The 23,419-nt window shown below is 58.8% G+C and carries 21 protein-coding genes, 1 tRNA gene and 2 pseudogenes; 10 read left to right on the plus strand and 14 right to left on the minus strand.

Features of this window, described 5'->3' with window-relative positions:
• Window positions 1–89: 89 nt before the first annotated feature.
• Window positions 90–1,905: pseudogene (gene ngg, locus AB2N04_RS18515) on the minus strand (N-acetylglutaminylglutamine synthetase).
• Between the two features lie 3 nt (window positions 1,906–1,908).
• Entirely contained in the window at window positions 1,909–3,684 is a 1,776-nt protein-coding gene (locus AB2N04_RS18520) for an N-acetylglutaminylglutamine amidotransferase (protein ID WP_367716139.1), read from the minus strand.
• 102 nt (window positions 3,685–3,786) lie between these two features.
• On the opposite strand from AB2N04_RS18520, the gene AB2N04_RS18525 reads away from it, so the two are divergent.
• Window positions 3,787–4,257, plus strand: coding sequence for a MarR family winged helix-turn-helix transcriptional regulator (locus tag AB2N04_RS18525; protein WP_367716140.1), 471 nt, complete (start codon window positions 3,787–3,789; stop codon window positions 4,255–4,257).
• 111 nt (window positions 4,258–4,368) lie between these two features.
• Window positions 4,369–5,646 (plus strand): 5-aminolevulinate synthase, encoded by a 1,278-nt coding sequence (hemA, locus tag AB2N04_RS18530; protein ID WP_367716142.1) that lies wholly within the window; start codon window positions 4,369–4,371, stop codon window positions 5,644–5,646.
• A 69-nt stretch (window positions 5,647–5,715) separates the two neighbouring features.
• On the opposite strand, the gene mscL is transcribed toward hemA, so the two are convergent.
• Entirely contained in the window at window positions 5,716–6,138 is a 423-nt protein-coding gene (gene mscL, locus AB2N04_RS18535) for a large conductance mechanosensitive channel protein MscL (RefSeq protein WP_367716144.1), read from the minus strand.
• Window positions 6,139–6,339: 201 nt separating this feature from the next.
• Between mscL and AB2N04_RS18540 the strand changes: the two genes are divergently transcribed.
• Window positions 6,340–9,828: a NahK/ErcS family hybrid sensor histidine kinase/response regulator gene (locus tag AB2N04_RS18540; protein ID WP_367716145.1), complete on the plus strand. Its 3,489-nt coding sequence runs from the start codon at window positions 6,340–6,342 to the stop codon at window positions 9,826–9,828.
• 7 nt (window positions 9,829–9,835) lie between these two features.
• On the opposite strand, the gene AB2N04_RS18545 is transcribed toward AB2N04_RS18540, so the two are convergent.
• Window positions 9,836–10,489 (minus strand): response regulator, encoded by a 654-nt coding sequence (locus AB2N04_RS18545; protein WP_367716147.1) that lies wholly within the window; start codon window positions 10,487–10,489, stop codon window positions 9,836–9,838.
• A 245-nt stretch (window positions 10,490–10,734) separates the two neighbouring features.
• Here AB2N04_RS18545 and AB2N04_RS18550 point away from each other — a divergent pair, with 245 nt between their 5' ends.
• The gene (locus AB2N04_RS18550; RefSeq protein WP_367716149.1) at window positions 10,735–11,085 is read left to right on the plus strand and encodes a hypothetical protein; all 351 of its coding nucleotides are present in this window, start codon (window positions 10,735–10,737) and stop codon (window positions 11,083–11,085) included.
• Window positions 11,086–11,093: 8 nt separating this feature from the next.
• On the opposite strand, the gene AB2N04_RS18555 is transcribed toward AB2N04_RS18550, so the two are convergent.
• On the minus strand, window positions 11,094–11,534 hold the full coding sequence (locus AB2N04_RS18555; protein ID WP_367716150.1) for a hypothetical protein: 441 nt from the start codon (window positions 11,532–11,534) through the stop codon (window positions 11,094–11,096).
• A 137-nt stretch (window positions 11,535–11,671) separates the two neighbouring features.
• On the opposite strand from AB2N04_RS18555, the gene AB2N04_RS18560 reads away from it, so the two are divergent.
• Both AB2N04_RS18560 and AB2N04_RS18565 read left to right on the plus strand, forming a co-directional pair.
• On the plus strand, window positions 11,672–12,019 hold the full coding sequence (locus tag AB2N04_RS18560; RefSeq protein WP_367718856.1) for a DUF952 domain-containing protein: 348 nt from the start codon (window positions 11,672–11,674) through the stop codon (window positions 12,017–12,019).
• A complete protein-coding gene (locus AB2N04_RS18565; RefSeq protein ID WP_367716152.1) occupies window positions 12,016–13,107 on the plus strand; it encodes a quinone-dependent dihydroorotate dehydrogenase in 1,092 nt (363 codons plus the stop codon). Before AB2N04_RS18560 ends, AB2N04_RS18565 begins: the two co-directional genes overlap by 4 nt.
• A gap of 70 nt (window positions 13,108–13,177) precedes the next feature.
• On the opposite strand, the gene AB2N04_RS18570 is transcribed toward AB2N04_RS18565, so the two are convergent.
• From AB2N04_RS18570 to AB2N04_RS18580, 3 genes are all read right to left on the minus strand, one after another.
• Window positions 13,178–14,524, minus strand: a complete 1,347-nt coding sequence (locus AB2N04_RS18570; protein ID WP_367716154.1) for an MATE family efflux transporter — start codon at window positions 14,522–14,524, stop codon at window positions 13,178–13,180.
• A gap of 9 nt (window positions 14,525–14,533) precedes the next feature.
• Entirely contained in the window at window positions 14,534–14,797 is a 264-nt protein-coding gene (locus AB2N04_RS18575) for a DUF6460 domain-containing protein (protein WP_367716156.1), read from the minus strand.
• A gap of 98 nt (window positions 14,798–14,895) precedes the next feature.
• A tRNA-Gly gene (locus AB2N04_RS18580) sits at window positions 14,896–14,969 on the minus strand.
• A 548-nt stretch (window positions 14,970–15,517) separates the two neighbouring features.
• Here AB2N04_RS18580 and AB2N04_RS18585 point away from each other — a divergent pair.
• The 4 genes and pseudogenes from AB2N04_RS18585 (at window position 15,518) to AB2N04_RS18600 (ending at window position 18,383) form a co-directional block, all read left to right on the plus strand.
• Window positions 15,518–16,522, plus strand: a complete 1,005-nt coding sequence (locus AB2N04_RS18585; RefSeq protein ID WP_367716158.1) for a TRAP transporter substrate-binding protein — start codon at window positions 15,518–15,520, stop codon at window positions 16,520–16,522.
• 67 nt (window positions 16,523–16,589) lie between these two features.
• Window positions 16,590–17,114, plus strand: a complete 525-nt coding sequence (locus AB2N04_RS18590) for a TRAP transporter small permease (RefSeq protein WP_367716161.1) — start codon at window positions 16,590–16,592, stop codon at window positions 17,112–17,114.
• A pseudogene (locus AB2N04_RS18595) lies at window positions 17,111–17,950 on the plus strand (TRAP transporter large permease); the annotation flags it as partial. The gene AB2N04_RS18590 and the pseudogene AB2N04_RS18595, both read left to right, overlap by 4 nt.
• 91 nt (window positions 17,951–18,041) lie before the next feature.
• Entirely contained in the window at window positions 18,042–18,383 is a 342-nt protein-coding gene (locus tag AB2N04_RS18600; protein WP_367718857.1) for a TRAP transporter large permease subunit, read from the plus strand.
• Window positions 18,384–18,449: 66 nt separating this feature from the next.
• Here the strand turns inward: AB2N04_RS18600 and AB2N04_RS18605 are convergent, their stop codons facing one another.
• From AB2N04_RS18605 to AB2N04_RS18630, 6 genes are read right to left on the minus strand one after another with little or no spacing between them, the layout of a single operon-like run.
• Window positions 18,450–19,202, minus strand: a complete 753-nt coding sequence (locus tag AB2N04_RS18605; RefSeq protein ID WP_367716163.1) for a fumarylacetoacetate hydrolase family protein — start codon at window positions 19,200–19,202, stop codon at window positions 18,450–18,452.
• Between the two features lie 23 nt (window positions 19,203–19,225).
• The gene (locus tag AB2N04_RS18610; RefSeq protein ID WP_367716165.1) at window positions 19,226–20,044 is read right to left on the minus strand and encodes a sugar phosphate isomerase/epimerase family protein; all 819 of its coding nucleotides are present in this window, start codon (window positions 20,042–20,044) and stop codon (window positions 19,226–19,228) included.
• Entirely contained in the window at window positions 20,041–21,249 is a 1,209-nt protein-coding gene (locus AB2N04_RS18615) for a UxaA family hydrolase (protein WP_367716167.1), read from the minus strand. Before AB2N04_RS18615 ends, AB2N04_RS18610 begins: the two co-directional genes overlap by 4 nt.
• 1 nt (window position 21,250) lies before the next feature.
• Complete coding sequence (locus tag AB2N04_RS18620) at window positions 21,251–21,565, minus strand: UxaA family hydrolase (protein WP_367716169.1); 315 nt, start codon at window positions 21,563–21,565, stop codon at window positions 21,251–21,253.
• A 34-nt stretch (window positions 21,566–21,599) separates the two neighbouring features.
• On the minus strand, window positions 21,600–22,871 hold the full coding sequence (locus tag AB2N04_RS18625) for a TRAP transporter large permease (RefSeq protein ID WP_025031275.1): 1,272 nt from the start codon (window positions 22,869–22,871) through the stop codon (window positions 21,600–21,602).
• Window positions 22,868–23,368: a TRAP transporter small permease gene (locus tag AB2N04_RS18630; RefSeq protein WP_367716172.1), complete on the minus strand. Its 501-nt coding sequence runs from the start codon at window positions 23,366–23,368 to the stop codon at window positions 22,868–22,870. Before AB2N04_RS18630 ends, AB2N04_RS18625 begins: the two co-directional genes overlap by 4 nt.
• Window positions 23,369–23,419 lie beyond the last annotated feature (51 nt).

Raw genomic sequence — 23,419 nt, forward strand, 5'->3', positions numbered from 1 at the left:
CATAATCTGCTTGCTTCCGAGCGACCGTTTTCATGGCTCCCCCGCACGCGCGGCAGGCCGACCATTTCTGCATTGAAACCTGATGCCGACTAGGGCCTCGGTGCGAGCGCCCTTTCCGCGGATTTTGCCCCAGAACGTGGGAAGAGCAGATCCACAAATCGCTCGGCGGTCGGTTGCGGTTCATGGTTTGCCAGTCCCGGACGTTCATTCGCCTCGATGAACACGTAGTCGGGAAGGCTTGGCGACTTGACCATAAGGTCGATGCCGACGACCGGAATGTCAATGGCCCGTGCCGCCGCGCACGCCGCCTTCACCAGATCCGGATGAACCTTTTCCGTGACATCATGGATAGAGCCGCCAGTATGGAGATTGGCGGTCTTGCGCACCACGACTTCGTCGCCCTCCGGCACCACATCGGAAAGCTCGTACCCCAGCGCTGCAACGCAGCGGCGCGTTTCATCATCAAGAGGTATGCGACTTTCACCACCGGTCGCAGCCGCGCGTCTGCGAGACTGCTTCTCGATAAGTTCCCGGATCGATTTTTGACCATCACCCACGATACGCGGCGCCCGGCGAATGGCTGCGGCCACAAGGCGGTAATCGATGACCACCAGTCGCAGATCCTCTCCCTCGAAGCAGGCTTCCACCAGCACCCGGTCGGAGATCTCTGCGGCAACCTTGATGGCGGTTTTAACTTCGTCCACCGTTTCGAGACCGACGGCTACGCCCTTGCCCTGTTCTCCACGGGCCGGTTTTACGACAACACGGCCGTGCTTCTCGAGAAAAGTGCGCAGAGCCGCCTCATCATCCCCCGCCTCCATCTGTTCGGGCACGCGCAGGCCTGCCGTTTCCACCACACGTCGTGTGACCGCCTTGTCGTCGCAGATTGACATGGCAACTGCCGAGGTCAGCTCTGAAAGGCTCTCGCGACAATGGATCGAACGTCCGCCGAACGAGAGGCGGAAGAAACCACCCTCCGCATCGGTGACATCGACCGCCACACCGCGCCGGTGCGCCTCGTCGACGATCAGCCGGGCATAGGGGTTGAGTTGGCCAAACTCTTCCGGCGGATGGGTGAACAGCTTCTCGTTTATGGGGTTCTTGCGTTTGACCGCGAACACCGGGACGCGATGGAAGCCAAGCTTTTCATAAAGCGCAATGGCCTGCTCATTGTCATGCATCACCGAGAGATCCATGAAGCTCGCGCCACGGGCTGCAAAGTGCTCCGAGAGGCGCCGGACAAGCATTTCGCCGACCCCGGCGTGTCGGCATTGCGGATCGACCGCAAGACACCATAGCGACGAACCGTTCTCCGCATCCTGAAACACGCGACGGTGATCGACCCCAGTCACCGTCCCCAGAATATCGCCGGTCTGATCATCCTCGGCCACGAAATACGTTACCGCACGGCTGTCCCGATTGGTCCAGAAAAAGTCCGGTCGGACGGTGACCATGCCCCGACTCTGATAGATGGCGTTGACGGCATTGGCATCGGCCCTCCGAGGTCAACCGTCTGATAAAGAACCCCCGCGGTTGCTGCCTGCTTGGTCGGTAGGTTGCCAAGTCCAGACGATAGGTGTGCGAGGGATCGAGGAAAAGCTCCTGCGGTGCCATTGAAAGGAGAACGTGCGGGTCGCGAATGTAAAACGCGATGTCGCGGCGCGCCGGGCCTTCTTTCCGCAGGGCTCCGGCGAGATCATCGTTGGACTCATAGGTTTGAGCAAAGAGCAAACGCCCCCATCCGAGATCCAGTGAAACCGACTTGTCCTGCTGCTCGGCGGCATGCTCCACCGGGGCATTGCTCGGCTTCATGGTTTCGCTGCGTAGCCGTTTCAGCCTATAGCCGAGCGCCTTGTCGCTGCGCCCGCGTGAGGCGCGCAGAGCCACGTCTTCCTTTTTGGCCATCGGTTACACCCCGTGGGTTTGTAGCCACAGTTCAAGCAACCCCACCTGCCAGAGTTCCGAACCACGAAGCGGCGTGATGTGGTCGGCCGGGGCCGCATAGAGCCTCTCCAGATAATCCTGACGGAACAGGCTGCGCTCGCGCGCTGCCTGTGATGATAGCGCATCACGCACCATGTCGAGATAGGGCCCATCCACATATTTGAGCTGAGGTACGGGGAAATAGCCTTTTTTCCGGTCGATCACCTCATGCGGCACGATCTGCCGCGCGACCTCTTTCAACACTCCCTTGCCACCCTGTTTAAGCTTTTCTTCCGGGGGAATGCAGGCGGCGAGTTCCACAAGCTCGTGATCGAGGAAGGGGACCCGCGCCTCAAGCCCCCAGGCCATGGTCATGTTATCGACCCGCTTCACCGGATCGTCCACCAGCATCACCGTTGAATCGAGCCGCAGTGCGGCATCGACCGGCGTGTCGGCACCTGCCCGCGTGAGATGCGCGGCGACCAACTCGCGGCTGACATCCCTGTCTGCGATCCAGTCCGGTGAGAGTTGCCTGCTCAGTGTCGCATGGGACCGGTCGAAAAAGACGCTGGCATAATCCTCCACCACATCGTTGGAGTTCACAAGCGGTGGATACCAGTGATAGCCGCCGAAAATCTCATCGGCTCCCTGCCCCGACTGAACCACTTTGATATGTTTCGAAACTTCCTTCGACAGAAGATAAAAGCCGACATTGTCGTACGAAACCATGGGTTCGGACATGGCGGCGAACGTGCCGGGTAGCGCGTCCATCAGGTCGGCAGACGGCACGAAAATCTTGTGATGGTCGGTGCCGAATTCCTTCGCTATCAGGTCTGAGTAGACAAATTCGTCGCCCTTTTCGCCATTGGCTTCCTCGAAACCGACAGAGAAGGTCATCAGCCCCTTCTGGCCTGCCTCGGCAAGAAGACCGACGATAAGGCTGGAATCCACGCCGCCCGAAAGCAGAACACCGACGGGAACGTCGGCCACCATGCGGCGCTTCACCGCCAGACGCAGAGCCTCCAGAGTGCGGTCGCGCCACTCGTCCGGCGAGAGAGTGGACATTTCGCGGTTTCGCGCGAATGGGGGATCCCAGTAAACGGTGTCGCGCTGGGTTCCATCCGTCTCGATCACCCTGAGCGTAGCAGGCGGAAGCTTCTTCACGCCGTTGAGGATGGTGCGCGGCGGAGGCACGACCGCATGAAAGCTCATATAGTGGTGCAGCGCATATCGATCGATCGACGTGTCGACCTCGCCTGCCGCCAGTAAGGCCGGCAGGGTTGATGCAAAACGGATACGCTCGGGCGTTTCTGCAAGATAGAGCGGCTTGATGCCAAAGCGGTCGCGGGCCATCACCACACGCCCCGTTTCGCGCTCGCGCAACACAAAGGCGAACATGCCGTGAAAGCGGCTCACACAGCCTTCGCCCCAGGCATGCCATGCTTTCAGGATGACTTCGGTATCGCCGGTGGAGAAAAAGCGATAGCCCCTGTCCTCCAGCTCGGCGCGGAGCACCGGGTAGTTGTAGATGCAGCCATTGAACGCAATGGTGAGACCAAGCTCGGAATCCTCCATCGGCTGCCGGGCTTTTTCCGACAGGTCGATGATCTTGAGGCGCCGATGACCAAAAGCCGCCGGGCCATGAACAATGGCGCCCGCCCCGTCAGGTCCGCGCGGGGCCAGACAATCCATCATTTTCGAGAGAGCAACAGGCGAGGCAGGGCGGCCGTCCAGCCGCAATTCTCCGCAGATTCCGCACATGGATAGCGTTCTGATCCCTTGTTTGTCGTTGCGTCGGAACGTCAATTAGTTATAGTTATGATTATTAGATGTCAAATGAATGGCGTCCGCATGAATTCTGACATGACAACTGACAAGGCCCTCGACTGGTTCCAAAATGAGGAGTTACGCGCGGTGGAGAAATCCATCCGCCGCATCGTGCGGGCCAATGACGTTCAATCCAGGGCGCTCGCCAAGCAGATCGGCCTGACCTCACCTCAACTCATTGTTCTGAAAGCAATCGCCGCGCTGGGCGAAGTCACGACCACCGCCCTTTCCGCGCATGTGGACCTGAGCGCGGCGACCGTAGTTACCATTCTAGACAATCTGGAAAACCGGGCACTCATACGGCGCTACCGTTCACGCAATGACCGACGGGTGGTGCATGCGCTGCTGACCCCTGAAGGCGAGGCTCTGATTTCGGACGCACCAGGACCCATGGGGGCGATATTTGCCCAACGCTTCTCCAGGCTCGACCAAAGCCATCGCGAAGAGCTTATTTCAGCCATCTCAACCATTGCCGACATGATGGCTTCGTCTGACAATGATGCATGAATTGATCGAGCGCAAAGCGCATTGACCCAGACGTGTCAATTTGCCCGTAAGCTGCGATGGACGCAGAAGAAAGCGGACATTATGATCGCGCCCGCACAGCAGGAAGGTTCCATGAATTATCAGCGTTTTTTCTCCGAAGCGATCGATCAACTTCACGCAGAACGTCGCTATCGCGTCTTTGCCGATCTGGAGCGGATTGTCGGTGCTTTTCCGCGTGCGCTATGGCGTGCGGGAGAGGAAACGCGCGAGATCACCGTTTGGTGCTCGAATGACTATTTAGGCATGGGCCAGCACGAGAGCGTGATTTCCGCCATGCAGGCGACTGCCGGATCGATGGGCGCAGGTGCAGGCGGCACCCGCAACATCTCGGGCACGAACCACCCGCTGGTGGAACTGGAAGCCGAGTTAGCCGATCTTCATGGCAAGGAAGCGGGTCTCGTCTTCACATCGGGCTTCATCTCCAATGAAGCTTCGATCTCCACCATTGCCCGCCTCTTACCCAACTGCTTAGTGCTTTCCGACGAGCTCAATCACGCCTCAATGATCGAAGGTGTGCGACGCTCGGGAGCGGAGAAGAAGATATTCCGCCACAATGACGTTGCCCACCTGGAAGACTTGCTTAAAGCTGCCGACCCCTCCCGCGCCAAACTGATCGTTTTCGAATCCGTTTATTCGATGGATGGCGACATTGCGCCCATTGAGGCGATTGCCGATCTGGCCGACAAATACAATGCCATGACCTATATCGACGAGGTGCACGCCGTGGGCATGTATGGCCCCCGCGGCGGTGGCATCACAGAACGCGACGGCCTCGCCCACCGCATGGACATTATCGAAGGAACGCTGGCCAAGGGCTTTGGCGTCATCGGTGGGTATATTACCGGATCCAGCGCAGTGATCGACGCAGTGCGCTCCTATGCTGCGGGCTTCATTTTCACGACCGCGCTGCCACCTGCGATCGCCGCAGCCGCCACGGCCTCCATACGCCATCTGAAAACCTCGTCTGTCGAGCGCTCGGCACAGCAACGCCAGGCCCAGCAGACCAAAGACATGCTATCGAAGGCAGGGCTGCCGGTCATGCCTTCGCAGACCCATATCGTGCCTATCCTCGTTGGCGACCCGGAGCTGTGCAAACAGGCCTCGGACCGCCTTCTCGAGAAGCATGGGATCTACATCCAGCCGATCAATTACCCCACTGTCCCGCGCGGTACGGAACGCCTGCGCATAACGCCCACGCCCTATCATGACGATGCGCTGATCGAGACGCTGCGCGACGCACTTCTGGAAACCTGGGAAGCGCTTGGCATTCCATTCAACGAGGCCGACCGGCCACAGACGGCCAACTCCGACCGCGTGGTCTCTCTCCTCGTGCCGAAATCCGGCGGCTGAGTAAAGCGACGCATCAAGCGACATGCCCGCCGGATTCCGCCGACGGGCTCCCATAACCGTACAGGAGCGCTACTGCTTCTTGGAAAGCAGGTCGCGGATTTCCGTGAGAAGCTGCACATCGGCTGGCGGGGCCTCGGGCTCAACCGGCTTGTTTTCGGCCTCTTTCCGGCGCAATGAATTGACGCCCTTGACCATCAGAAAGATGATCCATGCGAGGATCAGGAAATTGACTGCCACGGTCAGGAAGTTTCCGTAGGCAAACACTGCTCCCTGATCACGCGCCGCTTCCAGCGATGTCGCGGTGACCGTGGATGACAGCGGTATGAAATAATCTGAAAAATCGAACCCACCGAAAATGGCGCCGACAACGGGCATGATGATGTCGTCGGTGAGCGACTTCACGATGAGGCCGAATGCGCCACCGATAATCACGCCCACTGCGAGGTCCATCACATTGCCCCGTGCAATGAACTCCCTGAATTCCTTCATCATAAGGGTCTCTCCCCAATCTAGCTTTCATCAGGCGACTCAGCGGCCACCAACGCTGACACACTAGCAAGGTGACAAGCCGAACGTGTATTAAAATGCCATTTTCCTCAACCAACGCCGGGACTTTGGCCAAAAGAAGCATTGGACACCGCATCTGGGGTGTGTTTGCCTTTTTGCGGTATTCGGAAAGGAGAATCGCGCGCCGTGCAGGGCTGGGTGATCGCAATCATAGCCGTCGCCTATGTGACGCTGCTTTTCTTCATTGCCAGTGTGGGCGACAGCCGCGCTTCCCGGCAGGGCGGCCTGGGGTCCCGCCCCTTTATCTACGCCCTGAGCCTGGCCATCTATTGCACGTCATGGACCTTTTTCGGCTCTGTCGGGCTCGCGTCCGAGCGGGGCCTGGAGTTTCTCGCCATCTATATAGGCCCGGTGCTGGTGTTTCTTTTCGGCTTCCGTGTTCTCAAGCGGATCATCAGGCTGGCAAAGTCCGAAAAGATCACGTCGATCGCCGACTTCCTGGCAGCGCGGTACGGCAAGAGCTTCGCGGTGGCCTCCGTTGCCACCCTGATCGCCACATGTGGCACGATTCCCTACATCGCCCTGCAGCTGAAGGCGATTTCAGACTCCGTCAGCCTCATGGTCACGCATTATGACGGAGCGCCGCCGGCAATTGACTTCTTCGTCGGGGACATGGCCCTGATCGTCACCTTTCTCCTGGCCATTTTCGCGGTTCTGTTCGGCACGCGCCATGCCGATGCCACGGAGCATCAGGAGGGGCTGGTTCTGGCCGTGGCGGTGGAAACCGTTGTGAAACTCGCGGCGTTCCTGGCCGTCGGGGTGGCCGTCACCTATTTCATTTTCTCAGGCCCGCTGGATCTCGCTCGCACGGTCGGCACCCTTTCGGAAGTGCAGAAAGCCTACACATACCCCACGTCACTCGCGACCTGGATCGTGATGACGACGCTCAGCGCGTTCGCCATCATCATGCTTCCCAGGCAGTTTTACGTCACGATTGTCGAAAACAGGAGCACGACCGAGCTGGAAACGGCGAGCTGGCTGTTTCCGCTCTACCTGGTGTTGATCAATCTCTTCGTCATACCCATCGCCTTTGCCGGCCTGACGCTCGTTGGAGACAAGGCCAGCTCGGATCTCTACGTCCTCGCCCTTCCACTTCTTCAAGGGCATGACCTGATTGCACTCATCGCGTTTATCGGTGGCCTCTCGGCGGCGACGGCGATGGTGATCGTTGCGAGTGTTGCGCTTTCGATCATGATTTCCAACGACCTGGTCATCCCACTCTTCCTGCGTCGTCTTCTGCGTCCCGACCATCGTGAGAAAGATGACTGGTCCACCATCATCCTGAACATTCGCCGTGCCGCGATCTTCATCATTCTGTTTACAGCGTTTCTCTACTACCGGGAGACCACCCACAACACGCGCCTTGCCGCCATCGGCCTCATCTCCTTTGCCGCTATCGCACAATTCGCTCCGGCCTTCTTCGGAGGGCTGATCTGGCGGGGAGCCAATGCTCGTGGCGCGCTTCTGGGAATGGGGGCCGGCTTCGCATTGTGGGGGTACACCCTGCTTTTCCCCTCTCTCGCACCGATGGGAACGAGCATCATCACGGATGGCCTTTTCGGGCTGCCGGCGTTGAAGCCGCAGGCTCTGTTCGGCACGGTGGCAGACCCACTCAACCATGGCGTTCTATGGAGCCTGTCCGTCAACACGCTGTTCTTCATTCTCGGTTCGCTCTCACGGGCGGCACAGCCCCTGGAGCGGATTCAGGCAGCCATCTTCGTGCCGCGCGACACGGGGCCGATCCCGACATTGCGCCGGTTCCGCACCACCGTTACCGTGAACGATCTGAAGGATACGATTTCGCGCTATCTCGGCGCTGAGCGCACCGAACGCTCCTTCGCCACATTCGAGGCAACGCATGGCGTGCGCCTCAACGGCAACGACGCAACGGGCATTGCACTGGTGCGTTTTTCCGAACAGCTTCTGGCAAGCGCCGTCGGCTCTTCCTCATCACGCCTCATCCTTTCCCTGCTGTTCCAGCGCAACGACCGATCGCCCCGCGACGCCCTTCGGCTCCTCGATGATGCCTCGATGGCACTGCAGCACAACCGCGATCTGTTGCAGACCGCTCTCGATCAGATGGAAGAGGGCGTTACCGTTTTCGACCGGGATTTCCAGCTGATCTGCTGGAACCGTCAATACCGGACGCTGTTCAACCTGCCGGATGAAATGGGTCAGGTCGGTGTTTCACTGGACCGCTTCGTCAATCTGCTCGTGGTGCGCGGTGAAATGCCCGTCGACAATTATACGGTCACTCTCAACCGTTTTACCGATTTTGGTGTCCCGTGGGAGATCACACTTCGCAAAAGTGGCCGCATCATCGAATTGAGAACAAACCCCATGCCCGATGGTGGTATTGTCGCGACATACACCGACATCACGCCCCGCGTTGAAGCCGATATCGCGCTGAAGCGGATCAATGAGACCCTGGAACAGCGCGTGGCAGACCGCACGGCCGAACTCATGCGCGTCAACGAGGAGCTGGCGCAGGCGCAGGTGATCGCCGAAGAAGCCAACCTCGGCAAGACCCGATTTCTCGCTGCCGCCGGCCACGACATTCTGCAGCCGCTCAATGCGGCGCGCCTCTACTGCTCTTCCCTGTTGGAGCGCGTGGAAGGCAGCGACGTTCGGGAGCATGTAGGCAATATCGAATCCTCGCTCGATTCCGTTGAAACGATCCTCGGCGCAGTTCTCGATATTTCGAGACTGGACACCGGAGCGCTAAAACCCTCTCCCTCTGTGTTTCAGCTTGATGGTCTGTTGCGGCAGATCCACACCGACTTTGCGCCTTTCGCGGAGGAACGGGGTGTCAGACTGACCATTGTGCCATCGAGCCTGACGGTAAACACCGATCGAAATCTCTTGCGGCGGCTGTTACAGAACCTTGTTTCCAATGCGATCAAATACACGCCCAGCGGACGGGTACTCGTCGGCATCCGGCGGCGTGGTGATCTTCTGGAACTGCAGGTTATCGACACCGGGATCGGCATAGCACCCGACAAGCTGAATACGGTTTTCCGTGAGTTCACACGACTGGAGGAAGGCGTTCGGCAGGCTGAGGGGCTGGGGCTTGGCCTCTCCATCGTCGACCGGATCGCCCGCGTGCTCAATCTGGAAATCCATCTCGATTCACGGACGCATGGCGGCACGCGCTTCTCGGTCGTGATCCCCAGAAGCACCGCCCCCGCACAACCTTCTGAAACACCAAGACGCCCTGTGGCGATGCAGCAGACCATGCTGGATGGACTGCGTGTCCTGTGCATCGACAACGACCCCCGGATCCTCGACGGAATGCAGAAGCTTCTGGAAGGCTGGGGATGTTCCGTTTCGACCGCTACGGGATCTTCCACCCTGCCCGACCTGGCACTAACGCCACCGAACATCATTCTTGCCGATTATCATCTCGACAATGAGCTGGGACTCGATGTGATTGCGGCTCTTCGATCGCGCTACGGCCACGCAATACCCGCCATACTGATCACAGCAGATCGGTCGAATGAGGTGCGCGCGGACGCGGAGGCCCTGACGGCAATGGTGCTGAACAAGCCGGTGCGCCCGGCTTCGCTTCGCACGCTTCTTACGCGTTGCCGTCAGATGCTTGCCGCCGCCGAATGACGCTTGCTCAGTTTTCGGCGACGACGCTGTCGGTTCCTATTTTGGAAAGGCGGATGACCGCCTGGGTGCGGCTGTCGACATTGAGCTTCTGCAGGACAGCAGACACGTGTGCCTTGATCGTCGCTTCCGAGACGTTCAGCTCATAGGCGATCTGCTTGTTCAGAAGCCCTTCCGCCAGCATGCTTAGGACGCGTGTCTGCTGAGGAGTCAGGGTCTGCAGGCAGCGGATAAGATCTGCCACATCCGGGTCTGCTTCCGCACCGAGATCGATATCCTGAGGGGCATGGATGCCACCATCGAGGATCGTCTGAACCGCATTGCGGATTTCATCCATCCCCGAAGACTTCGATATGAATCCGGAAGCTCCCAGCTCGAGCGCGCGCCTGATGGTTTCGGGATCGTCATGGGCGGAAACGACAACGATGGGCACCGCCGGGTTCATGCCCCGCAGGGCGACCAGCCCGGACAACCCACTCACACCAGGCATTGAGAGATCAAGCAAAACGAGATCGATGTTTTCGTCAGCCAGTGCCTTGGCACCTTCGAAATCACCGGCTTCCAGAATCTTGCAGCTCTTGTCCAGCCCTATAAGCGCACCCTTCAGCGCACCTCTGAACAGGGGATGATCGTCTGCGACGAGAAATCTATAACCCGCTGTCAAATGTCCCTCCCGCGCCTGCGGCAATCTTGTGGTTTTCCACAGCCGCAGGCTCACGCCGTGATTATGCGGGGAATGGTCATGTTTTCAAGATGGCACATGTTTTCCCCATGCGCCGCTTTTCACTCGTGCGCCGCGCCACACACACTCTCGGAAGTGTTACTTGTATACGGTCGCTGCATGCCACAAACTTTCGACGCAGGTGAAAGCTCCGTAGGCACGACATGGAGAAAATCCACAAGGTAGCAATGATTTGTATCGGCCGGGCGGTCCTGTTCGGTTCTCTTGCCATCGGGCTGGTCATGCTTTCCCTGTCGTTTGATCTCGCCCTCGCATTCAGCGCCGGTGCCATCATGACATTGCTCATGTCGGAGATACTGATACTCAAGGCTCATGCGACGACGCAACAAAACCCCAGGAAAACGGAAGTCTGGCTCCATCTGAAACCCGAGGCGCGCCCGGTGGGAGCTTCAGGTGCAAAGGTTTTCCTCGCGGTCCTCAAAGACACCTATCTGCGTTTTGCCGTGCTCAGCCTGGAGGCGGGATGCGGGTTCTTCGCCTTTTCAACCATGCTTCGCCTCGCACGGGCAGCAAGCTGACGGCCAGGTCAGGTTCGCTCCGGTGCAGTTGCATCCGGGCTGCTGGAGCCTTCCTTGTCCTTCTCGAAATCACTCACGATGCCCATGAATTTGCGGAAAAACCGCTCCATAAGCCCCAAAGTCTGTTCAAACTCCTCATCGGAGGGCAGTTCGGAGGTCGCCTTGGGAGGGTTTTCTTCCAGCAGCTTCAGGCGCGCTTCCACATCCGCGAGCCGATCCTGCAGGGCAGCGATATCCTCTTCATAGGCAGTGCGTTCATTCACCGAAGGCGCACAGAGGAGCTGACCGGAGCGTTCGCGACACAACGTCATTGCGCCGGTTCGCGTGTCCATCCGTACATAACCTTCTTCAGTGCGCTCAAGGCGGTAGCGCTCTTCTTCCTGGGCAAGCGCATTTCCCGACATCGACAAAAGAAACAGCGCACCGGTTGCTGTAATGGTCTTGCGCATTGGATCGCTCCGCAATTGAACAGACTGGTAATGGGATGATGAGTGAGGAATGCGCCATAAATGGGATGAAGCGCAATCCCCCAAAAAGGCTGCGTCCGCTCTTTCGCTGCAACCGCAATGCAAGTATAGCCGCAACCATGGTTGACCTGATCTACAAGATTTGCCCCCGTGGTCTCTGGCTGGAAGCGGAGAGGATCGGGCGTTTTGACGGTGCACCTGTCGATCTGGCGGACGGGTACATTCACTTCTCAACAGCGGAGCAGCTTGCTGCCACCGCAGCAAAGCATTTTGCGGGGCAGGACGACCTGGTGCTCGTGGCCGTCGACCCTTCCGAACTTGGTGCGGCGCTGAAATACGAGATCTCGCGCGGCGGGGCACTGTTCCCCCATCTTTACGCTCCACTTTTTCTCAAGGCTGTTTCGTGGGTTCATCCGCTGCCGCTCGGCGTTGACGGCACCCACCTCTTCCCAGAGCTGTCGCAATGAAATCCCTGATCGACAAGATCGCCCGCCAGGCCCTCTACCGGATGGATTCGGAGCGGGCTCACAATCTGGCAATCATGGCATTGAAGAGCGGCATTCCGCTTGCGCATCCGCAGCCGAGCAGCAAACGCCTGAAAACGATATGCGCCGGGATGGTATTCCCCAATCCCATCGGCATGGCCGCCGGCTTCGACAAAAACGCCGAGGCAGCCAATGCTCTGTTGCGTCTGGGCTTCGGATTTGTGGAATGCGGCACGGTGACGCCCAAACCACAGGCGGGCAACCCAAAGCCACGCCTGTTCCGGCTGGAAGAAGACGGGGCGCTGATCAATCGACTGGGCTTCAACAATGACGGTCTCGTTGCGGTGCGCCAGCGCGTAAAGCTGCGCGCAGGTCAGGGCGGCATTGTGGGGATAAACATTGGCGCCAACAAAGACAGCGCGGACCGCGTTGCGGACTATGAAACCGGTGTGCGTGCTTTTGGGGACGTTGCCTCCTATCTCACCGTGAACATTTCCTCACCCAACACGTCCGGTCTCAGATCGCTCCAGGACCGGGGGAATCTCTCGGAACTTCTGACCCGTGTCCTGTCCGCACGCAATGAGGTGGCCAGGCGCAAGGGCGTGCCAATCCCGCTATTTGTAAAAATCGCCCCCGACCTTACTGAAGCGGCTTTGAGCGATATCGCCGACGAGGCCCTCGACAAACGGATCGACGGCCTCATCATCAGCAACACGACACTCTCGCGAACCGGCGCCACGAGCCGTTTGGCTCACGAAAAAGGTGGCCTTTCCGGCCAGCCACTCTTTGAGCGCTCGACCATTGTTCTCGCCAAGATGCGTCTCCTCGTTGGACCGGCGATGCCACTCATAGGAGTTGGCGGCGTGAACTCGACGGAGACGGCTCTTGAAAAGATACGTGCCGGAGCCGATCTTGTTCAGATCTATAGCGGCATGATCTTTGAAGGCACATGCCTTCCCGGCAGGATCGTGGAAGAGATGGGCGCGTTTGCCCAGAGGGAAAAGCTCTCATCTTTGCGCCAGATCCGTGACACGCATGTGGACGACTGGGCCGCCCGGGAGCTGGCCTAGGACACGCGTGTCGCAGGGGCAGTGCCATCCGGTTTGAGGAACGTTGTCGTCTCGTTTTCGCTACGAGGCGTCATTCGGCGAACGTCTCGCGCGTCCGCTTGGGGGCGATCGCGAGAAGGCTGAAACCGCGGACGATCAGGAATATGTGAAACGCTGCCCAAAGCCCGTGATTGCCGAAAAAACCTGTCAGAAGGAACACGCCGGCAATGTATACGACGAAGGACAGGAGCATCATGTTGCGCATGTCGCGCGACCAGGTAGCGCCGATGAAGATTCCGTCCATCTGAAAAGCGAGCACGCCGGAGACGGAGATCAACGCTGCCCATGGCAGAAATTCTTCTGCCACGCTTCGCACATCAGGAGACGTGGTGATGAATGCGATGAGCGGAGTGCCAGCGAGCAGAAAGAACAGCGCCATGGCAAAGGCAAGACCGAAACCCCATACCACGGTCAACCTTGCCGAGCGCAGAAATGCAGGGCGATAGCGCGCTCCAACGGCTCGACCTGCGAGCTGCTCGGCTGCAGTTGCGGTGCCATCCAGGAAATATCCGGCGACCAGGAAAAAGTTCAACAAGACCGCATTGGCTGCCAGCGTGATCGTTCCAAACTGTGCCCCCTGACGGGTGAACAGCGCAAATGCCGCAAGTAGCGAGAATGAGCGAACCATGATGTCGCCATTCATGGCTATCATGCGGCCGATCTGCGACGCGTCACAGATGCGACGCCACGAAACCCGCGGCCCCTTGCGAAAACGCCGGACCAGAACTGCGGCGCCCACCACCATGCCCAGCGCTTCGCCGCCAACGGTCCCCCAGGCCACGCCCTCGATGCCCCATCCAAGATTGAGTGCCAGAAACACTGAAAGGGCAATGTTGGCTCCATTCAGAATAACCTGCAACGCAAGGCCAAGGGCACCTTCGCCACGTCCAAGAACGTATCCGAGAATTGCATAATTGATCAGCGAAACGGGCGCTGCAAAGATGCGGATGGAGACGTACGCGCTCATGGCGGCTGCGACGTCGGGCTCCGGATTCACGAAGAACACGCCGCCGGCGATGATGAAAGGTCCCAACAGGACCACGAGAATGCCGGCCACCAATGCGATCAGGAGAGCGCGCCAAAGAACCGCCTGTTCTTCCAGCGTATTGCCCTGCCCGAATGCCTGCGCCACCAGTCCGGTGGTTCCAGAGCGCAGGAAATTGAAGGTGGTGAACACAACGTCGAAAACGATCGCACCGGCGGCAAGGCCGCCCAGCAATGCCGCATCGCCATACTGACCGACAATCGCGGTATCTGTGATACCGAGCAGCGGTGTCGTCAAATAGGCAAGCGTCATCGGGAGCGCGATGGAAAGCACCAGCCTGTTCGTTACGGCGAACGGGATCGAGGCCCGCCCCTGCTGCGTGGGGTGATCCATGTTCTTCGCCTAGCGGCGATAATTCATAAGCCGCAGGATAAGGTAGGCCGGCACGACAACGACAGCACCCAGAACGATGTAACTTGCAAACCGGCCCAACGCTTCAAAGCCCATGTTCCACAAATGCAGCACCGTATCTCTCAGCGCGTAAAAGACATCGAACGGAGACCAGTTGAATGCACTCATCACAAACCCGACGATGAGTGAAACAATCAAAAGCTTGATGATGACGCGCAAAGGGCTATCGCCCAGAAACCTGGTTAGTGCCGACACCGCAGTGCTCCTTGATCCTGTTCGCCAAGAGATACGCACCCGCCCGTCCGCACGCAAGTTCGCAAAATGGGAAATGAAATGCGCCGAGAGGTCCCAACTGGAGCGGGTAGCGGGAATCGAACCCGCGCGATCAGCTTGGGAAGCTGACAGGCTACCATTACATCATACCCGCGCAGCGCGCATTAATCCGCGACCTTAAGCCCCGCGTCAAGCGGGTTTGTGAGTGGGTGGTGGAAGCCTGGTGCGATCACGTCTTGAATTATTGGCGAGACCTATATGACTGAGCGACTGACCAGGCTCATGACGCCGTGTGTGGTTGCCCCGGAAACTTCAGACACAACGATCACCCCTGCCCTCCCGCGCCCCTCTTTTGTCGTACGGGCACACCCAGATATCCGTGGGTGCCATTGCCATCAAACGGGCGGCTCGACCTGAGCTCCTGAGGCTCCTCCAGTTTGCGGAGATCAGAGCAAGTCAGGTGATGGATGGATGAAACATTATCAAGCAGGACATGCCTGCCGAAATTCCATGCTCGCGTTGCATCTTCCCGCAACCTGCAGTCAATTTTGTATGAATGGTACAAAACGCGAGACTGCCGTTTCATGACTCTGGTCAATGGATTCAGAGGCTCATTCGCTTAGGATCGGTATGATGGCAGTTCCGGGCGAGGAGGAAACCGGCGAGCCAGATCAAATGAAACATCACAATCGGGAGGGGTAGATGATGTGGAAGAGTACACTACAAGCCTGCGTGGCAGCAGCGATGCTGTTGGCGACAGGGGCTCATGCCGAAACGGTGCTGCGCTTCGGTCATCCAAATGTTGCCGGCGAAATTTCAAGCAAGCTCTATAACGAGTTCGTTGACCGGATCGCCGAGCGCACGAATGGAGAAGTCACCATTCAGGTGTTCCCGGGCGAGCAGCTCGGCAAGGAAACCGAGATGGTTCAGCAATTGCGGGATGGCGTCCTGGACATGACGGCGGCCTCGATGGCGGCCACCAGCACGCTCGTGCCGGCGATGGAGATCCCGAGCGCACCGTTCCTCTGGCAGAACTGGCTCGAGGCCGAGGCGGTGATTTCCGGCGCTGCCATGCAACCGGCTTTCGATGAGCTGGAAGAAAAGCACAATATCATTCCGCTCACCAAGATCTGGTATTGGGGCTGGCGCAATTTCACGCTGTCGGAAAAACCTGTCCGCACACCTGCAGACATGGCGGGCCTGAAGATCAGGGTTCCTGAATCGCCGGTCTGGGTCGAGATGATCCGGGGCATCGGCGCCGCACCGACCCCCATTCCTTTCAGCGATGTCTACACGGCACTGCAGCAAGGGACGGTTGACGGTCAGGAAAACCCCATTCCGACCATTTACGCCCGTAAATTCTATGAAGTTCAGAGCTACATCGTGATGTCGCGCCACATGCTCCAGAACAATCTGATCCTGATGAACAAGGATTCCATGGCAAAGCTTGATCCACGCCATCAGCGCATCATTCTGGAGGAGGTCGGTGCAGCCTCCGCAAAGATGACGCTGCTTCAGCAACGCGCCGAAGAGAACATGCTGAAGGAAATCGCAGAAACGGCCGACGTCACCATCGTGGATGATCCGGACCGCGAAGCGTTTGCCGAAGCGACAACCGAGGCCGTGTTTACCGCCCTTGCCGAGCGCTGGGGAGCCGACAGGATCGCGACCGTGCGCGAAAACATCTCCGCCACCCGCGGGCAATAGTCGGCCACCTGCACCGGACCGCATCGGCGGTCCGGTGTTCATTGTCCTGTCGTTGGGGGGAGACCAGTTGAGACAATGCATCCTGTGGCTCGACGATCGGGTGCGAGAGATCGAGCACCATGCCCTGTGGCTGCTTCTTGCCACGATATTCGTCATTCTGACCGCAACGGTCTTCTTTCGATATGTGCTCGGTTCTCCGATCACCTGGACGGAGGAGCTGTTGACGATGTTGTTCACCTGGATGGTGTTTATCGGCGCCAGCTCGGCCCTTTCAACCCACCAGCACATCCGCATCGACATGGTGCTGCGGATACTGCCGCCGCGCTATGAACTCTTGGCTTCCGTGGCGGCCGTTCTGATCTGCCTGGTCGTGTTTTTGGTGGTGATCCATTTCGGCCTCAAATATGTGCAGACGACCTGGGGCGACCGAACGCCGATGATGGATGTCACATACGGGTTTTACACGCTTGCCCTGCCCGTCACGAGCATGTGTGCCACGCTTCACGTGATCCGCAACTGTGTGGAGGGCGGTGTGCGCGACGCGCTCAAGAGCACGATCGAGGTTCAGGCAGGTGAAGGGGATGTGGCATGATCACCACCCTGCTCCTGCTGCTCCTTCTGTTTCTTCTTGTCGGGGTGCCAACCGCCTACGCGCTGGCGGCCTCCGCCATTGCCGTGATCTGGCTTGAAGATATACCGCTGACCATCGCCGTGCAGCGAATGACTGCGGGCGTCCAGTCCTTTCCGCTTCTTGCCATTCCCCTGTTCATTCTGGCGGGCACGCTGATGAACGCGTCCGGCATATCGGAACGTCTCTTCGCACTGACCGGTGCGCTGGTCGGGCACATCCGGGGCGGCATGGCCTATGTCAACGTTCTGACAAACGTCTTCATGTCAGGAATTTCGGGGTCTTCGCTGGCCGATTGCGCCGCCACGACACGCGTGTTCGTGCCGCAGATGGTCAGGCACGGTTATGATAAGGGGTTCAGCGTCGGGCTGACGGCTTCCGCCGCCGTACTCGCCCCCATCATCCCGCCATCCATCCTGCTCGTCATCTATGGCTGGCAGGCCAACGTTTCGATCGGGGATCTGTTCGTGGCGGGCATTGTGCCGGGGCTGGTCATCGCCACTGCTCTCGTTCTCACGGTAGCGATCATGACACGGCGTCGCGGTTTCGGGCGCGGTGCAGCGTTTTCGGCCAAGGCACTCCGGCAGACTTTCTTCCAGGCTTCCTGGGCGCTTTTGATGCCGGTAATCATCATTGTCGGCTTTCGCATGGGCATTTTCACGGCGACCGAGGTTGCCGCCATTGCCGCGGCCTATGCCTTTCTGGTTGGTCTTCTTGTCTACAGGACACTGAAGGTTGTCGAGCTTCCGGGCGTTTTTGCGAGTGCTGCGCGCGACACATCGTCGATCCTTGTGATTGCCGCAACCGCAGCACCTTTCGGCTGGATTCTGTCCATCGGACAGGCCCCCGCAACAACTGCTTTCGTTTCTGACCGGCTTCTCGGACAGCCCGATGCTGATACTGTTGTTCATCAACGTCATTCTGCTGGTGCTCGGCACATTCATGGAAACGCTGGTTCTGATCATCATACTGGTTCCGATCCTGCTGCCGTTGATCGAAACGCTGGGCATCGATCCGGTTCACTTCGGCATCGTGATGATCATCAATCTGGTCATCGGTCAGCTAACACCGCCACTGGGTGTCCTGATGTATGTCACCTGCGGGATTTCGGGGACCAGCATCGCTCAGTTCATGCGGGCGATCCGGCCGTTTCTCATCGCCCTGATCCTTGCCTTGCTTGCGATCACCTACATTCCGGCACTGGCACTCTACCCGACCGCGCTGCTGCGATAGTCTGGATAAAGCAATGCCCCGTCGAACCCACGGGGCATTGCTGGTCCAACGGCAATTTGTGGATGTTCAGGCGACCCGGCTGTGCAGGCGTCCGATCTTCTCGATCTCGATGACGATCTCGTCACCGGACGCCATTGGGCCGACACCGGATGGCGTGCCGGTGATGATCAGGTCTCCAGGCTCCAGTGTCATGATGCCCGACACGAACTCGAAAATGCGGGCGATCGGGAAGATCATGTCATTCGTGTTGGAGGACTGGCGCAATTCACCGTTCTGCCAGAGCTTGATGTCGACATTGTCGGGATCAAGTTCGGTTTCGATGACCGGCCCGACCGGCTTGTAGGTGTCGAAGGATTTCGCGCGGGTGAACTGGCCGTCCTTCTTTTGCAGATCGCGGTTTGAGACGTCATTGGCGCAGGTGTAGCCGAAAATGTAATCGCCAACGTCGCTGGCGGCGACATTGCGGGCGCAGCGGCCGACGACAATGCCGATTTCTGCCTCAAAATCGATGCGGTTATCGGAACTGTCGAGCTGGATCTCTTCACCGTCGGCGATGATCGCGGAAGGCGCGCACATGAAGAGCATCGGCTCTTCCGGAACCGGAACACCGGATTCTTCGGCGTGAAGTGTGTAGTTGAGACCCACGCAGACAAGCTTGCTTGGCGCCACCGGTGCGAGCAAATGCACGGTTTCAAGCGGGAGAACCACGCCGGTTTTCTTTATCCCATCAAAGGGAGAACCCGACAGGACGGCAATGGAAGAGCCTTCGAGCAGCCCATAGGATGTGCTTCCCTGATGGGAAAAACGAACGATTTTCATGATGAACCTCAGAGTGGATCGCGTCAGACGCGGGTGGGGATATAGGGCCGCATGGCCTCGAAACTGGCAGCGATTGCGTGCCCGGCATCAGGAATCTGGAATGTCTCGACCGTCACGTAGCGGTCGAACCCGCAATCGATCACGGCACCCATGGCGGCGTCGATGTCGTAGCTTCCGTCCCCGACCGGCAAGCGGTCGGAATCGGTGATGTGAAAATGCCAGAAGAGATCACCGGCCTCGCAGATGGCATCGGCCACCGTCTCCTGTTCGGTGAGAATGTGCGCGGTGTCGAGCATTACGCCAAGGCTGGAGACGCCAAGATTTCGAACGAAGCTGCAGGTTTCACGCGTGGTAAGCAGACAGTTTGCGTAGTTGCGGTTGACCGGTTCCAGGACGATGGGAACATCGGGAAACGCGGCGGCACATCGCGCGATAGCAGCACCGATCCAGTCGAGCGTCTGTTGTGGCGCGACTCCATCCACATACCGGCCGCGCAACCGACCGACATTGACCATCGCGCCATACTCGGATGCGAGGTCCATCGATGCCAACATTCGATCGATGGCCTTCTGCCGCCGGCTGGCATCCGGATCGGCGAAGGAAAGCCCGTCCTGACCGTAAACCTCGCCAGTGCAGACCGCTGGCATGTCGAGCCCCTGATCGCGAATGGCAGCGGCGAGCGCGCGCCGGTCGATCCGCGCGGGGTCGCACACCAGAAGCTCCACGCCTGAATAGCCCGTTTCGGCAATGCTTTTCATCGCCGTTTCTATCGGGCCCTGAACCGCCGTCACCCTGGCGGGTGCCACGTCTGGCGTGGCATACATGTAGGCAAGCTTCATCATTGCTGAAACCGGAAATCGTTCTGTTCAGCCAGCTTCTGATGGATCACTTCCTTGCGCACCACGGTGACATTGGGGATGGCGAATTCCTGAATGTTGAAATACTCCGCCTTGGCCTCTTGACCATTTGCCGTGTTCATCACCAGCTCGACGACCTCTTCGCCGACCTGCTTGAGCGACTTGGTCCCTTCGAGCACATCGCCAGCGCTCAGGTCGATGTCTTCGCGCAGTGCCTTGAACGTGTCATTGTTGGAACTGATCTTGAGCACGGGTGCAATGCAGGACCCGGTCGGCGTTCCCTTGCCGGTCGTGAAAAGCACCATATGCGCGCCACCGGCAACCTTGCCCGTGACCGACGCGATGTCGAAGCCGGGCGTGTCCATGATCACCACGCCTTTCTCTGTCGGCCGCTCGCCATATTTGACGATCTGCACGATGGGCTGCGTGCCGGCCTTGTAGATACAGCCGAGCGATTTTTCCTCGATGGTCGTGAGGCCACCTTCAATATTGCCGGGAGAAATGAATACGCCGCTGTCGTCCTGCGTGGTCATGGACAGCTCGATCTCATACTCCTTGATCAGGCTCATCAGATCCTGCTTGATCTTGTCGGTCTTTCCGCGCCGCCAGAGAACTCGCTCGGCGCCGACCATCTCGGTGATCTCCGACAAAACCACCGTGCCACCGGAACCGACCAGAATGTCAGCCGCCTCACCGACTGCCGGATTGGCAGTGAGCCCGGAAAACGCGTCGGAAGAACCGCATTCCAGCGCCACGATCAACTCGCTGACGTCACCTTCATCGTTTGGTTCGGACGCGATCTGCCCCTTCAGGCGCTCGACGATCCCGATGCCCGTATCACGCGTGGAACGGGCTCCGCCCTCCTTCTGGACGATGAGCATCTCGACCGGCTTTCCCGTCGTTGAAATCGCGTCGGCGATGCGCCGGGCAGACGCTGTCTCGCAGCCCAGGCTCACCACCAGAACGGCTCCCACATTCTGGTGGCGGCCATGGCCGATGAACGTGTCTTCGGTGGTGGTGTTTTCCTCGGCATCGAACGTACAGCCATAGGGATGCATGAAGGTGACCGCTCCGGTCTTCGATGCGATGTCGAGCGCCACACGATTGACGCAGGAGACCGTCGGAATGACCAGGATGTGGTTGCGGATGCCGATCGAGCCGTCGGCGCGGCGATAGCCCTTGAACTTCATGTCACTTACCCTGCTTTTGCGCGTGGATTTCATCGAACCGGCGCCCCTTTGCACCTCGGCAGTTATGAACGTGCACCCAATGGCCGGCCAGAATCGCTTCGGTCGCGACCCCGATCACCTCGCCATATTTATGGATCTCCTCCTGAGCGGCGATGTCGCGGAGGGCAATCTTGTGGCCACGCGGGATCTTCTCCTCCACCTTCAGGGGACGCCCGTTACCGATGCCCGAGACAATGACCGTCTCGGCGGGCAACAATTCGACCGTGGCGGTTGCGACGTGATCGCTTTCCTTGATCTGGATGGCTGTCTTTTCCAACGTCAAACTCCTGAATGACTCTCACGAACCTCGATTAGAGGAACAGGCTCGGCAAGAATGTCGACAGTTTCGGGAACAGGATGGTCAGTATGAGAACAATGACCATGGCCGCGAGGAACGGAAGCACCGCCCGCGATGCTTCCGCAAACCGCACTCCGGCAATCTTCGCACCCGTCATCAGCGTAACACCGAGTGGCGGGGTGTTGGCCCCGATGCACAGATTGACCACGAACATGACGCCGAAATGCAGCGGGTCAATGCCATACTGATTGACGACGGGCATCAGGATCGGGATCAGGATGATGATCAGCGCATTGCTTTCCATGAAGGTGCCAAGCAACAGGAGCAGGAAGTTGAGCAGGATCAGGAAGGTCATCGGATCTGGCGCAACGGCTGCGAAGAATGCGGTAAGCTGCTGGGGGATCTGCTCGGTCGCAACGATCCACACGAACAGGTGGGAAATCGCCACGATGAGCTGCACCGGCACGGCAATGCGCATCACCTGCATGCAGATCGCCGGAAGGTCCGAGATTTTGACCTCGCGATAGATGATTGCAGACAGCAGGAACGCGTAGACAACGGCCAGCACCGCAGCCTCCGTGACGGTGACGATACCGCCCAGAATGCCGCCGAGGATGATGACCGGCAGAAGGAGCGGGAGCACCGAGTCCGAAACGGCAGAGATGAACTCGCGCCATGTCGCGCGCTCCCCCTTGCCATAGCCACGCCGGCGGCTGATCAGCAAGGATACGATGATCAGAAGCAAGGCCATCAAAAGACCAGGCACCAGACCGCCAATCAAGAGACCTGCAATCGAAATGTTTCCGGTTGCCCCAAGAATGACCATGGTCAGGCTTGGCGGGATGAGCGAAGCGAGCACGCCGCTGCACCCCTGGAGGGCTGCCGCGAAGCCAGCCGCATAGTTTTTGGCCTTCATGGCCGGGATCATGATGGAGCCGATGGCAGCCGTGTCGCCGATGGCGGAGCCGGACAAAGCGCCGAACAGCGCGCTGCCGGCCACGGTGACTGCGGCAAGTCCGCCCGAGATATGGCCGATGACGGCGTTTGCGAGCCGCATCATGCGCTGTGTGATGCCGCCATGCTCCATCAGAACGCCGGCAAACACGAACATGGGAAGCGCAAGAAACGGATAGGAATAGATCCCCGTCGCCGAACGCTGCGCCACGAGAGCGAGGTTGATGTCCTTGACGAAAAGATAGGTGAGGCAGGCGAAACCGATGGCGAAGGCTATCGGGACATTGATGATGATCAGCCCCAGAAGCAGAACGAAAAGAACGATGCTCATGAACGCTGCTCCTGCGCTTGCGCGGTGCTGAACAATGCCTGGATCAGGGCTTCAATGGAAACGAGCACGAGGAGCCCGCCGCCAATCAGAACGCCCATATATTGCCAGGCGCTGGAGATCTTGAGGCCGGGCATGATCGCTTCTCTGGCGGTTTCAACGATGAGGAGTGCGCCATAGGTCAAAGCCAGATTGAAGATGAGCACCACGAGTGCTCCCACGATCGCCATCAGACGTGCGAACGCAGGCGGCAACCACTCAACGAGAAGGTCGATCGCCACATGCTCCTTGCGTTCAAGCATCAACGCCGAGCCTAGAAACGTCATCCAGACCATGAGTAGAAGCGCCAGTTCTTCAGACCAGACCAGCGGCGATTGCAGGAGATAGCGCCAGATGATCTGTGCGAACATCACACAGGTCATGGTGAGCAACATCAGCATGAGTAGCCACTGAACCAGCTTGACGAGAAGCTTTCTGGCGCCGGGCAGGAATTGCGTCATCGTGGAAACCCCAATTGCGGCAGGCCGATGCCGGTGCGGCACCGGCCTGCG

The organism is Nitratireductor sp. GISD-1A_MAKvit (assembly GCF_040819555.1).
Classification (GTDB): Bacteria; Pseudomonadota; Alphaproteobacteria; order Rhizobiales; family Rhizobiaceae; genus Nitratireductor.